The organism is Pseudomonas urethralis (assembly GCF_021602465.1).
GTDB classification, from domain to species: Bacteria; Pseudomonadota; Gammaproteobacteria; order Pseudomonadales; family Pseudomonadaceae; genus Aquipseudomonas; species Aquipseudomonas vlassakiae.
In genome coordinates, this window is record NZ_BQIJ01000020.1 from 59,247 (window position 1) to 74,355 (window position 15,109).

Annotated in this window: 13 protein-coding genes; 2 read left to right on the forward strand and 11 right to left on the reverse strand. The window is 63.9% G+C overall.

Annotated elements, in window-relative coordinates; translation table 11 throughout:
* Positions 1-14: 14 nt before the first annotated feature.
* Complete coding sequence (locus tag L6D64_RS24325; protein WP_176509859.1) at positions 15-923, reverse strand: LysR family transcriptional regulator; 909 nt, start codon at positions 921-923, stop codon at positions 15-17.
* 94 nt (positions 924-1,017) lie between these two features.
* On the opposite strand from L6D64_RS24325, the gene L6D64_RS24330 reads away from it, so the two are divergent.
* Positions 1,018-1,869 (forward strand): type 1 glutamine amidotransferase domain-containing protein, encoded by an 852-nt coding sequence (locus tag L6D64_RS24330; RefSeq protein ID WP_176509860.1) that lies wholly within the window; start codon positions 1,018-1,020, stop codon positions 1,867-1,869.
* A 32-nt stretch (positions 1,870-1,901) separates the two neighbouring features.
* On the opposite strand, the gene L6D64_RS24335 is transcribed toward L6D64_RS24330, so the two are convergent.
* The 9 genes from L6D64_RS24335 to L6D64_RS24375 all read right to left on the reverse strand — a co-directional run bounded on the left by L6D64_RS24335 (position 1,902) and on the right by L6D64_RS24375 (position 12,171).
* Positions 1,902-4,058 (reverse strand): TonB-dependent siderophore receptor, encoded by a 2,157-nt coding sequence (locus tag L6D64_RS24335; RefSeq protein ID WP_176509861.1) that lies wholly within the window; start codon positions 4,056-4,058, stop codon positions 1,902-1,904.
* A gap of 123 nt (positions 4,059-4,181) precedes the next feature.
* Positions 4,182-5,021: a TIGR03915 family putative DNA repair protein gene (locus L6D64_RS24340; RefSeq protein ID WP_176509862.1), complete on the reverse strand. Its 840-nt coding sequence runs from the start codon at positions 5,019-5,021 to the stop codon at positions 4,182-4,184.
* Entirely contained in the window at positions 5,012-6,232 is a 1,221-nt protein-coding gene (locus tag L6D64_RS24345; protein WP_176509863.1) for a putative DNA modification/repair radical SAM protein, read from the reverse strand. The genes L6D64_RS24340 and L6D64_RS24345 overlap by 10 nt, the downstream gene beginning before the upstream one ends.
* 73 nt (positions 6,233-6,305) lie before the next feature.
* Positions 6,306-7,175: an SdiA-regulated domain-containing protein gene (locus tag L6D64_RS24350; protein ID WP_236192598.1), complete on the reverse strand. Its 870-nt coding sequence runs from the start codon at positions 7,173-7,175 to the stop codon at positions 6,306-6,308.
* A gap of 89 nt (positions 7,176-7,264) precedes the next feature.
* Entirely contained in the window at positions 7,265-8,821 is a 1,557-nt protein-coding gene (locus L6D64_RS24355) for an ArnT family glycosyltransferase (protein WP_176509865.1), read from the reverse strand.
* A 3-nt stretch (positions 8,822-8,824) separates the two neighbouring features.
* Positions 8,825-9,097 carry a lipid-A-disaccharide synthase N-terminal domain-containing protein gene (locus tag L6D64_RS24360; protein ID WP_054887358.1) on the reverse strand — a complete coding sequence of 91 codons (273 nt, stop codon included), beginning with the start codon at positions 9,095-9,097 and terminating at the stop codon, positions 8,825-8,827.
* Positions 9,094-9,837, reverse strand: a complete 744-nt coding sequence (locus L6D64_RS24365) for a glycosyltransferase family 2 protein (protein ID WP_176509866.1) — start codon at positions 9,835-9,837, stop codon at positions 9,094-9,096. The genes L6D64_RS24360 and L6D64_RS24365 overlap by 4 nt, the downstream gene beginning before the upstream one ends.
* 34 nt (positions 9,838-9,871) lie before the next feature.
* Positions 9,872-10,846, reverse strand: a complete 975-nt coding sequence (locus L6D64_RS24370) for an NAD-dependent epimerase (protein ID WP_176509867.1) — start codon at positions 10,844-10,846, stop codon at positions 9,872-9,874.
* Positions 10,834-12,171, reverse strand: coding sequence for a UDP-glucose dehydrogenase family protein (locus tag L6D64_RS24375; protein ID WP_176509868.1), 1,338 nt, complete (start codon positions 12,169-12,171; stop codon positions 10,834-10,836). The genes L6D64_RS24370 and L6D64_RS24375 overlap by 13 nt, the downstream gene beginning before the upstream one ends.
* A 526-nt stretch (positions 12,172-12,697) precedes the next feature.
* Here L6D64_RS24375 and L6D64_RS24380 point away from each other — a divergent pair.
* Positions 12,698-13,744 (forward strand): class I SAM-dependent methyltransferase, encoded by a 1,047-nt coding sequence (locus L6D64_RS24380; RefSeq protein WP_176509869.1) that lies wholly within the window; start codon positions 12,698-12,700, stop codon positions 13,742-13,744.
* Between the two features lie 95 nt (positions 13,745-13,839).
* Here the strand turns inward: L6D64_RS24380 and L6D64_RS24385 are convergent, their stop codons facing one another.
* Complete coding sequence (locus L6D64_RS24385) at positions 13,840-15,084, reverse strand: saccharopine dehydrogenase family protein (RefSeq protein WP_054887353.1); 1,245 nt, start codon at positions 15,082-15,084, stop codon at positions 13,840-13,842.
* Positions 15,085-15,109 lie beyond the last annotated feature (25 nt).

Here is a 15,109-nt window from a genome sequence, read left to right on the forward strand (position 1 = left end):
CGGCTTGAGGCCGGTCATTGCTGCGCCACGGCCCACAGTTGTTGACGAAACCATTGTCGCAGCGGGTCGGCATGGGTCCGCTCATGCCAGATCTGCATGAGTTCGATCTTCGGCACGTTCAGGGGCACAGGGTGCAGGCACAGCCCCGGTTCCCTCTCGGCGGCCTCTTCGGCGACCGAGCGCAGGCAGGTGAGCAGCAGGTCGGTGCCCGGTATCAGTCGCGTCGGGGCGATGAAACTGGACAAGCCAGCCACGATTCGCCGGCTGCGCCCGGCCGCTCGCAGGGCACGGTCCACCAGGCCGTCAAGGTCGCCGGTGAGGGTCGTCAGCAGGTGGTCGCAGGCCAGAAACGCCTCAAGATCGAGCCCCGCATGCAGGCGCGGGTTGCTACGCGACGCCAGCACCACGAAGTCCTCGCTGAGCAGGCGTTGCTGATGGAAGGTGTCTGGCAGGTCGGTGAAGAAGCCCGCGATGGCCAGGTCGCAGGTGCCTTTTTCCAGCGCCTCGCGCGGCAACTGGCCAGCGGTGTTGTGGGTGATCAGCACCAGGTTCGGCGCCTGGCGGCGCAGGATCGGCAGCAGCCTTGGCAGCAGGGTCTGCTCCATGAAGTCGGTGCTGTACAGGTGCAGGCGCGCCGGGCGGGCGAGAAAATCCTGGCCGTCACAGCGTTCGTAGAATGCGGCCAGGCTTTCGACCAGCCGCTGTACCTCAGGGGCCAACTCATGCGCCCGCGGGGTGGCGGCGAGGCCACGGGGGGCACGCACGAACAGCGGGTCGCCAAACTGGTGCCGCAGTTTGTTCAGCTTATGGCTCAGCGCCGGTTGGCTCAGGGCCATGCGCGAGGCGGCGAGGGTGGCGTTGCGTTCCTGGTAGAGCACGTGGAACAGGTACAGCAGGTTGAGGTCCTTGCTGGCGATATTCATTTTATGGATCACAGGAATAAGAGCTTTCGAATTATCGAATTCTAGCGGCCTGATTACGATGGGCCCAGTTCCCCTCTCTACTCAGGTGAAACCGATGAACAAGCTCAATACCCTGGCGCTGGCAATGGCCGGTGCTCTGCTCGCCACTACGGGCCATGCCGCACCCAAGGGCGAGATCGTGGTGCTGTTATCCAGTGAACACCAGCTGCCGCTGCAAGACGGCAAGCAATACCCTACCGGTTATTACCTGAACGAGTTCGGCGTACCTGCCGATCAATTGCTCAAGGCCGGTTACAAACTGGTACTGGTGACCCCCAAAGGCAATGCGCCAAGCGTCGATGTGCGCTCGGTCGACCCGCAGTACTTTGCTGGCGATGCAACGGAAATGCGGCGCATCGAGCAAGTCGTCAAGGGCCTGCCAGGCATCGACGACACCTTGTCAGTGAAGGAACTGCTGGCAGGCGGGCTGGAACGCTATGCCGGTCTGTTCATCCCCGGTGGCCATGCGCCGTTGATCGACCTGGCCAACGACCCCGACGTAGGCACCTTGCTGCGCCATTTCCACGCCGCCGGCAAACCGACCGCCGCCATCTGCCACGGGCCTATCGCCTTGTTGGCCGCGCAACAGGACCCGGCCCGTTACCAGGCTGCCCTGGCACGTGGCGAACAGCCGGCGGCCCGTGACTGGGTGTACCAGGGGTATCGGATGACGATTTTCTCTGACCCCGAGGAGCAGGTTTTCGAGCGCTCGCTCGCGCCGCAGCGTTTGCAGTTCTACCCGGCCAAGGCCATGGCCGGGGCGGGCGGTGCCATGAGCTATGCCAAGGCCTGGCAGCCGCATGTCCAGGTTGACCGGGAACTGATCACGGGTCAGAACCCGTTCTCTGACAAGGCACTGGCCAAGGTGCTTCTGGAGAAGCTGGCCGAGCGCGAGCAGAAACAGTGACTGCCCACACGCCAGCGCCCCGCCGGTGAGTACTAGAACCTGTACTTGGCCGTCATCATCAGGTTACGCGGCGCGCCCCAGGTGTCGCCGCCGTAATCTACCGAACTGGCAACGGCCGAGTAGTACTTGCGGTCGAACACATTGTTGGCATTGAGCTGCAGGTCGAGGTGCTGGTTGACCCGGTAACCCGCCATCAGGTCGGTGACGGCATAGGCGCCCTGGACCAGCCGGTACTCGCTGCCGTCGGCCACGGTGAAGTCGTTGTAGATGCGGCTCTGCCAGGCGATGTTGCCGCCGATGCGCAGCTTCTCCAGCGGGCCCTGGAAGTGGTAGACGGTGTTCAGCTTGAACATGTGTTCCGGGGTGTCGGTGTCGAAACGCTGATTGACCTTGGCGGGGTTGGCGGCGTCCTTGATGGTGTGCGCGCGGGCGTAGGTGTAGCCGCCCCCGACCTGCCAGTTCTCCGTCAGTGCACCTTGCAGCTCCATGTCGATACCCTGGCTGCGGACCTCGCCCGAGGCTTCGTAGCAGGATGTTTGCGGGCAGTTCGCGACGAATACCTGGGTGGCGCGGTTTTCCTGGTCGATGCGGAACAGCGCGATGCTGGCATTGAGCGCGCCGTCGAAGTATTCGCCCTTGATGCCGACCTCGTAGTTCTTGCCCACGATCGGTTTCACCGGAGTACCGGAAGTATCCTTGGAACTTTGCGGGGTGAAAATGTCGCTGTAGCTCACGTACACCGAGTGATGGTCGTCGAGGTCGTAGATCAGGCCTGCATACTTGGTGACGTTGCGGGTGACCTTGTAGTCGCCGTCGCCATCGCGGTTGTCATAGTCGTACCAGTCCAGGCGCCCGCCGAGGATCAGCTTGAGCGGGTCGGCGAGGTTCAGCCGGGTGGTGAGGTACACGCCGTCCTGGGTGGTGACTTCACGCTGGTTGCCGGTGTGCACGAAGTTCGGCTTGCTGCCGTTGAGCGGCCAGTGCATGTCGTAGGGGCTGTAGTTGCGCGTGTCCATGTCGTAGATGCGCTTGCTGGCGCCGACCACCAGTTCGTGGCTACGGCCAAGCAAGTCGAACGGCCCGCTGACGAAGGCATCCAGGCCGGCCTGGTTTTCCTGGTGCCTGGACTGGTACACCGTGCGTTCAAGCGGCGCCTGCAGCCCGGCCCAGCGCGACTGGTAGGACCCGGTGAAGGTGCCTTGCTGCTGCGCGTAGTTGGCATTGACCTGCAGCTTCCAGTCATTGGCCAGGCGCTGGCGCAGCTCGGCGAACACCGTATCGATCTGCTGGTCCTTGTTCTCCCAGTCGCTGCCTGGGTTGTAGGAACGTGAGAAGCCCAGGTGGTGACCATCCACCGCAGTGGGCATGGCCCCCCAGAAATTATTGGTCTTGTCCGTCTGGTGCGAGAAGCCGAGCATCAGGCTGGTGTCGTCGGACAAATCCGCCTCGCTCACCGCATAGAACAGGCCATGGTTTTCCTCGACATCATCGATATAGCTGTTGGCGTCACGGTAGGACGCCACCACCCGCCCGCGCAGGGTGCCGCTGTCGTTGAGCGGGCTGGAGGCATCGACCTCGCCGCGGTAGTCGTCCCAGCTGCCGGCGGCGCCGGTCAGGGTGACCTTCTGCTCGGCCAGCGGCCGCTTGCGCACCAGGTTGATCGCCGCCGACGGGTTGCCGGCACCGGTGACCAGGCCGGTGGCGCCGCGCACCACCTCGACCCGGTCGAACATCGCCAGGTTCGGTTGGGCACCGACCACGTAGCCGGTGTAGCCGCTGGGGATACCGTCGTACATCAGGTTGTCGATGTCGAAGCCGCGAGCCGTGTAGGTCTGCCGGCCTGGCCCGCTGGAGTAGTCGAGGAACAGGCCAGGCGTGGCCTTGACCACATCGTTGATGCTGGTCATGGCCTGGTCGTCCATGCGCTGGCGGGTGATCACGGTCACCGCCTGGGGCGTTTCGCGCATGCTCAGCGGCAGCTTGGTGGCGGTGGACATGGAGCCGGTGGTGTAGGAGCCCGAGCCTTCGGTGGTGCTGCCCAGCCTGTCCGAGCTGATTTCAGTCGCGCCCAGCTCCAGCGTGGTTGGAGCGTCTTCGGCCAGTGTGGGCGCGGCCATGGCCATGCAGACGGCCATGGCGAGCGCATGATGGGCGGTGAAGGGGCGCGTGTGCGCAAGGGGCGACAACATGATAAGCAGGCTCCTGACTTTCGCTAACGTAACTAATTATGAGAATGATTAGCAGTTAGTTTGTCAGGATGTGTCGCACCTTGGGAAGGTGGTGTGCCAGATCCATTACAAAATTTTCACAAATCACCCGGTGCGGGTGATCTTCTTGCCACGCTGGCTGGCCACTTCGATTGCCTGCCCGTCGCGCTGCTTGCCTTGTCGTGCCAGGCCTTCCAGTTGTGGAATCAGCATGCCTTCCGGCAGGTGCCGCCAGAACCGTCCCGGCATGTGCAGGCGCAGCGCGTCAGGGTTGAGCCGGGCCGGATTGAAAGTGTGCCGGTAATAGGTACGCCACAGTTCAGCGCCGGGGTCGTTGGCATTGTGCGCCCATTGCCGCCAATCGTCGGGGCAAAGGCGTCGATAATCGAATGCTTGACCATCGAAGCGAATGCCATCCTGCGCGGTTGCGATCAGCCAGCGCTGGCGCCCGAGGCGGTCGGCGAAGTGCGCGCTGGCGCTTTCCAGGATGTCGTGAGCGGGTTCGTGGTAGGCCACCAGGTCCAGCTGCAACCGCTCGGCCAGCGTCTGGGGCAGCGGCACGAAACGCACGAATGCGTGGAGGTGGTGCGCCTCGCGGCTGACCTGCTTGATGCGCCGCTGCAACTCACTGCCCAGGCGGTCACCCGCCAGCATTGCGGTACGGTCGCCATGGGCCACGCGCCAGAGCACTTCGTACAACAGGTTCCAGCGTTGTTCGCCGCGGTAGCGGGCCGCCTGCTCGAGTTGCGTCAGCAACGCGGCCGGCACCTTGGCACGGAATGGGCCGGGGCCTTCGGGCAGGGGAGTGGGCTGCGCCAGCAGGTCCTGGATCGGGCCTTGTGCCCACGTCACGTCGGCAGGGTCGATGCCATGCCCGAGCAGGGTACGCGCCTGGTTGCGCCACGTGGCGAACAGGTCATCGCAATCGAGCGCAATCACCCCCACAACCCCATCTGCTGCGGCGCCTGGGGTTCACGCAGGCGTGCCCTGAGCAAGCCACTGCGTAGCTCGCCATCGGCAGGGCGGTAATCGCTGGTGACGATGAACGGCCGCGCCTTGTCCAGCACACAGCGCAGCTGGATCAGGTCGTCGTAGCGCACGCGCCGCTCGCGACGCAGCGCCACCAGCCGTTGCACGCTGCGCAGGCCGATGCCGGGAATGCGCGCCAGCAGCGCAGGCTCGGCACGGTTCACATCCAGCGGGAACACCTCGCGGTTGGCCAGCGCCCAGGCCAGCTTGGGGTCGATGTCCAGCGCCAGGTTGCCAGCCTGGCCGAGCAGCTCACCGGCTTTGTAACCGTAGCCGCGCAGCAGGAAGTCGGCCTGGTACAGGCGGTGTTCGCGCAGCAGTGGCGGGGCGGCCAGCGGTACACTGCCAGGGCTGTCGGGGATCGGGCTGAAGGCCGAGTAGTACACGCGCTTGAGGCCGTAGCCCTGATACAGCGATTCGGCGTTGCGCAGCAGGGTGCTGTCGTCGGTGGCGTCGGCGCCGACGATGACCTGGGTGCTCTGCCCGGCCGGGGTGAAGCGTGGTGCCTTCGGTTCACCGGCCACGGCCTGCTGCCCCTGATGGATCACGCCCATGGCCTGGCGAATGGTATGTGCCTGCTTTTCCGGGGCCAGGCGCTTGAGGCTGGCGTCGGTGGGCAGTTCAATGTTGACACTGAGGCGGTCGGCCAGGCGCCCGGCTTCTTCGATCAGCAGCGGGTCGGCGTCGGGGATGGTCTTCAGGTGAATGTAGCCACGGAAGTGGTGTTCCTCGCGCAGCAGGCGCGCCACACGGATCAGCTGTTCCATGGTGTAGTCGGCCGAGCGGATGATGCCCGAGCTGAGGAACAGGCCGCTGATGCAGTTGCGCCGGTAAAAATCAAGGGTCAGGCGCACCACCTCCTCGGGGCTGAAGCGCGCCCGCGGGACGTTGCTGGAGCGGCGGTTGACGCAGTACTGGCAGTCATACAGGCAGAAGTTGGTCAGCAGCACCTTGAGCAGCGATACGCAGCGGCCATCGGGGGTATAGCTGTGGCAGATACCCATGCCATCGGTCGCGCCCATGCCCTCGCTGCCCCGCGAGCTGCGTTTCGGCGCGCCGCTGCTGGCGCATGAGGCATCGTACTTGGCGGCATCGGCGAGAATGCCGAGTTTGGCAATGAGTTGCATGGGGATGTCTCGAAATACTGAATATTCATACAGTATTTCGAGACTTGTACATTTGCAAGGGCCAGCGCCGGCTTCAGGGCTTGCCGAACACGTAGAACAGGTTGGGCTCGCTGACGACGTAGAGGTTGCCGGCGCTGTCCATGGTCATGCCTTCGGGCTGCGGCGCGTCACGGTGCAGCCCGCCAAGCCAGGCACGCAGCGAACGAATACTGACGAAGCGGCCATCACCGTCGAGCTCGGTGATGTTCTTGGACTGGTCGCTGAGCACCAGCAGGTGGCCGGTGCGCGGGTCGTAGTAGCCGTCGGCCAGGTCGGTGGCGAACACGCTGCGCTTGACCCAGTCGCGGCGGTCGCTGACGGTAATCTGCAGGGGACCGCCGCTGAGTGCCGTGAGCATGCCGGTCACGGTGAACAACTGGCGTGGGTCGCGCTCCTTGATGGCGAACAGGCGGTCATGCTGGCGGTCGTAGGTCACCCCCTCGAAGCCCTTGTTGCGCAAGGTCGGGTTGATGTCGAGGGTGATCCACTGGGCCGCGCTGGCGTGGATCGGCTGCGGGTGGTCGGGCAGGGTGATCACGTCCAGCCGTTGCATCTGTTCGTCGCTGATGGCCAGGTGGCCATTGCCCAGGTAGGCCAGGCCTTCAGTGTCTTCGAAATCCACCAGCGGGTAGCGCGCCACGATGTCGCCGCGCTTGCTCAACTCCAGCAGCTCCATGGGCACACCATTGGTGATCGCCAGCAACCGGTCGCGGTCGTAGTCGTAGGTGATGCCGGATAGGTTGGTCAGGCTCGGGTCCACCACTTTGGCGTCGATCGTGACCTTGAAGGCCGGCAACCAGACGTTCTTGCCGGGTGCGGTGTCGCCCGTCAAGCGGTTGCTCAGGTGCGCGTAGAGTTGCTGAGGCCAGAACGAGCGGGCGGCCTCGATGCCCACCAGTGCCATGGCCACCAGCACGCCGACCGCGCCGATCTGGCCCCAGCGGTTCAGACGTCGCCACACATGCCGGCGCGGTGCTGGCAGGGTTTGAGTCGTCATTGTCCGGTCCCCTGTGCTGCTGTTTGCAGGTGTGCGGGCGTGTTGGCCCAGGCGAAGTGGTAGACCTCGGCAGGTACGGCTGGCTGGCATTGGCCGTTGTCGGCATCGGCACCGACCACGTACCACTCGGCGCGCGAGGTGTCGCCCAATCGGTGAGCCTTGTCGGCGTTGAAGCAGCGGCCCAGTTCGGTTTCCGGAACCAGGGCGAAGGCCGCGGGGTTCTGGCGTAACCAATACACCGCCGTTTCCGGCTTGGACTGGTTGGCGAAACCGAAATGAACGAGGGGTTGCCGGGCGAACAGCCAGTGCCCTTCACGCCAGTTGACCAGCACCAGTTCGGCGCCACCGGTGGCGCGTGCGGCGTCGCTCATCAAGGTTTCGTGGGGGTTGCGGCCTTCCTTGAGCGGCTCGACGAAGCCGCGGGCAAACCACAGGCAGAACCAGGCCACGGCAATCGCGGTGAACGCCTTGCGCCAGCCGGGGCGGCGCTGCAGCCAGCGCTTGAGCATCCACGGCACCAGCGGGGCGATGGCCAGTACCAGGCCTGGCAGGGCGGGGAAGATGTAGAGCTTGCGCTTGCCGCTGCTAAGGCTGAAGAACAGCAATACCAGGGCCACCCAGCCGAGCAGCAGCAGGAAGCGCCCATCACGTTGTTGCAGCTGCCTGCGCCAGGCCGGGACCAGCCACGGCAAGGCGAGGATCAGGGGCAGCCAGTATTGCGGGATGACCTTGACGAAGAAGTACCAGAACGGCTCGCGATGGTCCCAGGCATTGGCGTAGCGGTTAGCGGTCTGGCGCAGGAGAATTTCCTTCAGGTAGGCCAGCTCCGCGGCACCGCCGCCGTGGGCGATCGATAGCAGCAGCGGTAGTAGCCACACCGCGCAGCCTGCCAGCAGCCAGACGAAACCCAGGCTCCAGCGCCAACCCTGGCCGGGATACGCCACCACGCCGCGCCAGCCTTTGCGCACGGCCCAGGCATAAGGCAGCAGCATCAGTGCGGGTACGAACCCCACGCCCTTGCTGATGATGCCCAGCCCCATGGCCGCGCAGGCCATGTAGAACCAACCCCAGGCAGGCCCGAGCAACAGATGGCGGACCATGCCGTACAGGCCCAGCGCCACCCACAGGCACAGGTAGCTGTCGATCTGCCCGGTGCGCAGGATGCTGTAGCTCTGGTAGGTCGCCAGGAACAGCAGCGCGGCGATCACGCCGATGCGCCGGGTCCAGAGGCGTCGCCCCAGGTCATGCAGCACCAGGGTGATGGTCGCCGCAGACATCAGCCCCGGCAGGTACAGGGCGACCTTGGGCAAGCCGGTCAGGTAACTGAACAGGGCGACCGTCCACATGAACAACGGGGGTTTGTCGCCATAGATTTCCGCAGCACGGTGAGGGATGAACCAGTTGCCGCTCTGCAGCATTTCCAGGGCAACGCCGAGGAAGCGCTCTTCATCGACGTTCATCGGCTGGCGCCAGCCAATACCGGCACCGACCAGCAGCACGGCGAGTACAACCAGGGCCAGGCGTTCGGCCCCCAGTGTCTTGAACCTTGGCAAGGGCTATTCCTTCTGCTCTTTGTGGCGGGCAATCAACTGCAGGTTGCGCAGGTAGACCACCAGGCCGAACGACTGGCCGATGATGAATACCGGGTCCTCGCGGTAGATGGCATAGACCAGCAGCAGGGCGCTGCCGAGCATGCTCAGGTACCAGAAGCCCACCGGGATCACGCTGCGTTTCTTGAATTCGCTGTACAGCCACTGCAGCACGAAGCGGCCGGTGAACACGACCTGGCCGGCGAAGCCGACGATCAGCCAGAGGGTTTCGCGGGTCATCCTTCGAGCTCCTGAGGGTGGGTGTCGAGGCGTGTGCGGCGGATCAGCCACCAGACCCCGACCAGGTCGAGAATGCCGACCAGGGCGCGGTCCAGGTTGCCGTACTTGGACACGCCGGCATGGCGCGGGCGATGGTTCACCGGGTGCACCAGCATGCGGCCGTTGTGGCGCAGGATCAGCGCCGGGATGTAGCGGTGCATGTGGTCGAAATAGGGCAGGCGCAGGAAGGCTTCGCGGTCGATCAGTTTCAGGCCGCAGCCGGTATCCGGCGTGGCGTCCTTGAGCAGGCGGCTGCGCAGGCCGTTGGCAAAGCGCGAGGCCCAGCGCTTGCTGGCGGTATCGCGGCGGTTGACGCGGTGCCCGGCGACCAGCTGGATGTCGCCGCCGAGGTCCTGGTTGCCGCGCACCAGGGCGAGCATGCCGGGGATGTCGGCCGGGTCGTTCTGCCCGTCGCCGTCAAGGGTGGCCAGCCAGCGGCCACGGGCAGCCTGGGCGGCGTGCCAGATCGAGGTGCTCTGGCCCAGCGAGCGGTCGTGGCGCAGGATGCGCAACTGGGGGAAGCCTTGCTGCCTGAGCTGCTTCAGCCTGTTGAGCGTCTGGTCAGTGCTGCCGTCGTCGACTACCAGCACCTCATAGTTTTCAGCGGCCAGCGCCGTGCGGATTTCCGCCAGCAGCGCCGGCAGGTTGTCGACCTCGTTCTTGGCGGGGATCAGTACCGAGAGGTCAAGGGGATCAGTCATCGAGGCTACCTGTGTTCTTGTATGGATTGCGTGGTCAAACCCGGTAGAAGTCCCGGTACCAACCAACGAAAGCGGCAACGCCGTGCTCCAGTGGGGTGCCCGGCGAAAAATCGATCCAGCGCGTCAGTGAGTCCACATCCGCCCAGGTTTCCAGCACGTCACCGGCCTGCAACGGCAGGTATTCGCGCCGGGCCTTGATGCCCAGTGCGTTCTCCAGGCACTCGACGAACGCCAGCAGGCGCACCGGCTGGCCACGGCCGATGTTGAACAGCTGGCAGGGCGGTTGCCCGGCATCAGGCCGAGGCGGCTTCTGGCGCAGGCGCAGGATGCTCTCGACGATGTCGTCGATGTAGGTGAAGTCGCGCGCCATCTGGCCATGGTTGTAAAGCTCGATCGGCTGGCCTTCGAGCATCGCCCGGGTGAACTTGAACAGCGCCATGTCGGGGCGGCCCCACGGGCCATAGACGGTGAAAAAGCGCAGGCCGGTGATCGGCAGCTGGTACAGGTGCGCATAACTGTGGGCCATCAGCTCATTGGCGCGCTTGCTCGCGGCATACAGCGAAATCGGCTGCTCGACCGGGTCTTCGACGCTGAACGGCTGTTTGGTGTTGGCCCCATACACCGAGCTGCTGGAGGCGTAGATCAGGTGGCGCGGCGGGTGCTGGCGGCAGGCTTCGAGCAGGTTGAGAAAACCGGTCAGGTTGGATTGCCCATACACCGCCGGGTTGTCCAGTGAGTAGCGCACGCCCGCCTGCGCCGCCAGGTGGATCACTTCGCTGAACGGCTGCCCGGCGAACAGTTGCTGCATGTCGGCGGCGTTGGCGATGTCGACCGTCTGGAAGCGGAAATTGGAATAGGCGAGCAGCTGTTGCAGGCGCGCCAGCTTGAGTTCGACGCTGTAGTAGGCGTTGAGGTTATCGATGCCCACCACATCGACGCCGGCTTCGCACAGACGGCGCGCCAGGTGGAAACCAATGAATCCAGCGGCGCCGGTGATCAGTACGGGCATGCTTGTTTCACCTGGCCACGGCCAATACCGTAATACGTGAGGCCGGCGGCGGCCATGTGCTCGGGTTCGAACAGGTTGCGGCCGTCGAATACCACGCGGTCAGCCAGTTGCTGCGGGACCTTGTCCAGGTTCAGTACCCGGTAATCCTGCCACTCGGTGACGATCACCAGGGCATCGGCACCCTGCAGGGCGTCGTCCTTGCACGGCACCAGTTTCAGGTCGGGGCGGGCGCCGTAGAGCCGCTGGATCTCTTCCATGGCTTGCGGGTCGTGGGCCTGCACGCGGGCGCCGGCGCCCCACAGGGCTTCGAGCAGCACCAGGCTGGAGGCTTCGCGGATGTCATCGGTGTTGGGTTTGAACGATAGCCCCCAGACGGCGAAGACCTTGCCGTGCAGGCCATCGGGGTAGTGGCGCTGGATCTTGCTGAACAGCCGGCTCTTCTGCCGCTGGTTGACGGCTTCCACTGCGCCGAGCAACAGCGGGTCGAAGCCTTCGGCCTCGGCTGTCCTGCGCAGCGCCTGCAGGTCCTTGGGGAAGCACGAGCCGCCGAAGCCGCAGCCGGGGTAGATGAAATCGTAGCCGATGCGCGGGTCCGAGCCGATGCCGCGGCGGACCATTTCGATGTCGGCACCCAGGTGCTCGGCCAGGTTGGCCATTTCATTGATGAAGGAAATCTTGGTCGCCAACAGGCAGTTGGCGGCGTACTTGGTCAGCTCGGCGCTGCGCGCGTCCATGAGTATGATTTTCTCGCGGTTGCGGCTGAATGGCTGGTACAGCTCGCGCAGCAACTCGACCTCGGCCGGTTCGGCACCGCCGATGATGATGCGGTCCGGGCGCATGCAATCCTCCACCGCCGAGCCCTCCTTGAGGAACTCGGGGTTGCTGATCACCCGGTAGCGCTCAGCGTCGGCCACCGCCTGGCTGATCCGCGCCTTGATACGGTCTACCGTGCCGACTGGCGAGGTGGACTTGTTGACGATCACCTTGGGGCCGTCGGCATGCTCGAGAATGCTGTCGATGACGCTGAACACGTGGCGCATGTCGGCGCTGCCATCGGCCTGGGGCGGGGTGCCGACGGCGATGAACTGCAACCTGGCGTACTGCGCCGCTTCAGCGGCATCGGTGGTGAAGCGCAGTCGGCCGCATGCCAGGTTGTTCTCCAGAAGGGCCGCAAGGCCGGGCTCGAAGATCGGGCAATGCCCCTCGCTGAGCGCCGCTACCCTCGCGGCGTTGATATCCATGCATAGCACCGAGTGCCCCACCTGGGACAGGCACACCGCCTGGGTTAGGCCGACATAGCCGGTACCGAAAACCGTAACCTTCATTCAAAGCTCCATGGTGTGAACCTGTACGGGCAGTACCCCTGCTTGCGCAGGTGCCGGGATGCGGCCGCAGAGATCCTTGGCGAAAAAGCTGAAAAAAAATGTCACATTCTTGTTTAAATTTTGTTACCTGAGTGCGGCGCTCAGGGCCCATGGGTGATGCACACGTTTGCTTTGTAAATGGAAGGCAAACTCATTTTCCTGGCGCACGGAAAAGCGCCCGGCGCAGGCCGGAAAGTTGAGCGATGGACGACTTGATAGTTATGACTTGAACAACAACCGAAAAAAGGATCGGCACAGTGCAAGAGCATAGACAGTGGATTGCGAAGTGCCAGAATATGCCGTGGGTTTCTTAGGATAAGTTGCACTAACAAACGTCAGTTGTAGGCCCGGTAAGTTAGTGTTGCCCATGAGCGGCATCGAGGGGCTAAACTCATAACGGATGTGCATCCATTCATACCCTGACCACCGCTCCCCTCGAACCGGACTTCCTCGTCGACGGTGGCCTTCTTGCAGAGGAGGGCAGGTCATGGACGAGACAAGGCTTCACGAATTCATGGGCAAGCTGGTCGGTGACATGGGCGCTGCGGCGACCCTGGCCAATGTCATCCTTGGCGATGAACTTGGCCTGTACCGGGCCATGGCCGACAGCCAGCCGACCAGCCCCGAGGCACTGGCGGCCAAGACCGGCTGCCACCCCCGGTTGCTGCGCGAGTGGCTTAGCGCCCAGGCAGCCTCCGGCTACATGGTGCATGACAAAGGCACGTTCGTTCTGCCTGAAGAGCAGGCCATGGCCCTGGCCCTGGAAGACTCGCCGGCCTACATGGCCGGTGGTGCGGCGGTCATCGCGGCCTTGTTCCATGACAAGGACAAGTTGGTGGCGGCCATGCGCGGTGACGGCGGGCTGGCCTGGGGTGACCACCACCCGTGCATGTTCAGTGGCACCGAGCGGTTCTTCAGGCCCGGTTACCGCACGTTTCTCGTGGCGGACTGGTTGCCGGCGCTCGAAGGCGTGGTGGCCAAGCTGCAGGCCGGAGCCAAGGTGGCAGACGTCGGCTGTGGCCATGGCGCTTCGACCCTGGTCCTGGCGCAGGCGTTTCCGGCTTCTAGCTTTACCGGCTACGACTACCACGCACCGTCCATTGCCACGGCCAGTGAACGTGCGCGCGAAGCCGGGCTGGCGGCGCGTGTGAGCTTCCAGCAGGCATCGGCCAAGGACTATCCGGGGCATGATCACGATCTGGTGTGCTTCTTCGATTGCCTGCATGACATGGGCGACCCCGTGGGCGCAGCAAAGCATGCCTACCGGGCGCTGAAGGCGGATGGCACGGTGATGCTGGTGGAGCCTTATGCCGAGGATTCGCTGGAGGGCAACCTGACGCCGGTCGGGCGGTTGTTCTATGCGGCGTCGACGTTCATCTGCACGCCCAATTCGTTGTCCCAGGAAGTGGGGCTGGGGTTGGGCGCTCAGGCGGGGGAGGCGCGCCTGCGGGCGGTGTTCGAGGAGGCGAGGTTCACACGGTTCCGGCGGGCGACGCAGACGCCGTTCAATTTGATCCTGGAGGCCAGGAAGTAGGGGGTATTTCTGTGCCGGCCTCTTCGCGGGTTCACCCAGACCGGGCCCGCAAAAGCAGAAGGGGCGCCATGTTGGCGCCCCTTCTGTTTTACGGCTTAGGCTTCAGCGTCCCACGGACGGTCGCCATTTTCATCTTTCACGCGGGTCGGCAGGCCCATCACGTCCAGCGCCTTGAGGAACGGCTCGGCCGGCAGCTCCTCGACGTTGACCATGCGCTTGGCGTCCCACTCACCACGGGCGACCAGCAGGGCCGCAGCCACCGGCGGTACACCGGCGGTGTAGGAGATGCCCTGGCTGTCGGTCTCGGCGTAGGCTTCCTCGTGGTCGGCCACGTTGTAGATGAACACTTCACGCGGCTTGCCGTCCTTGGTGCCCTTCACCAGATCACCGATGCAGGTCTTGCCGGTGTAGCCTGGGGCCAGCGAGGCCGGGTCAGGCAGTACGGCCTTGACCACCTTCAGCGGGACCACTTCCAGGCCCTCGGCCGTCTTCACCGGTTGCTCGGAGAGCAGGCCAAGGTTCTTCAGCACGGTGAACACATTGATGTAGTGCTCGCCGAAGCTCATCCAGAAACGCACGTTCGGTACGTTGAGGTTCTTCGAGATCGAATGAACTTCGTCGTGACCGGTCAGGTACAGGTTCTGCGAACCGACCACCGGCAGGTCGTCGGTACGCTTGACTTCGAACATGGTGTTGCTGGTCCACTGGCTGTTCTGCCAGCTCCATACTTGCCCGGTAAACTCGCGGAAGTTGATTTCCGGGTCGAAGTTGGTGGCAAAGTACTTGCCGTGCGAACCGGCATTGACGTCGAGAATGTCGATCGAATCAATGCTGTCGAAGTATTGCTGTTGCGCAAGTTTTGCGTAGCTGTTCACCACACCCGGGTCGAAACCGACGCCGAGAATGGCGGTAATGTTCTTTTGTTGGCACTCTTCGAGGTGTTTCCACTCGTAGTTGCCGTACCACGGCGGGGTCTCGCAGATCTTGCCCGGCTCTTCGTGGATGGCGGTGTCCAGGTAGGCGACACCGGTATCGATGCAGGCACGCAGCACCGACATGTTGAGGAAGGCGGAACCGACGTTGATCACGATCTGCGATTCGGTCTCGCGGATCAGTGCCTTGGTCGCCTCGACATCGAGGGCGTTGAGCGAGAAGGCCTGGATGTCGGCGGGCACCTTGAGGCTACCCTTGGCCTTGACGCTGTCGATGATGGCCTGGCATTTGGAGATGTTCCGTGACGCGATAGCGATACGACCCAGTTCGTCGTTATGCTGCGCGCACTTGTGGGCCACCACCTTGGCGACACCTCCTGCACCAATGATAAGAACGTTCTTCTTCAATTTACCTGTTGCTCCTTACTTGGGT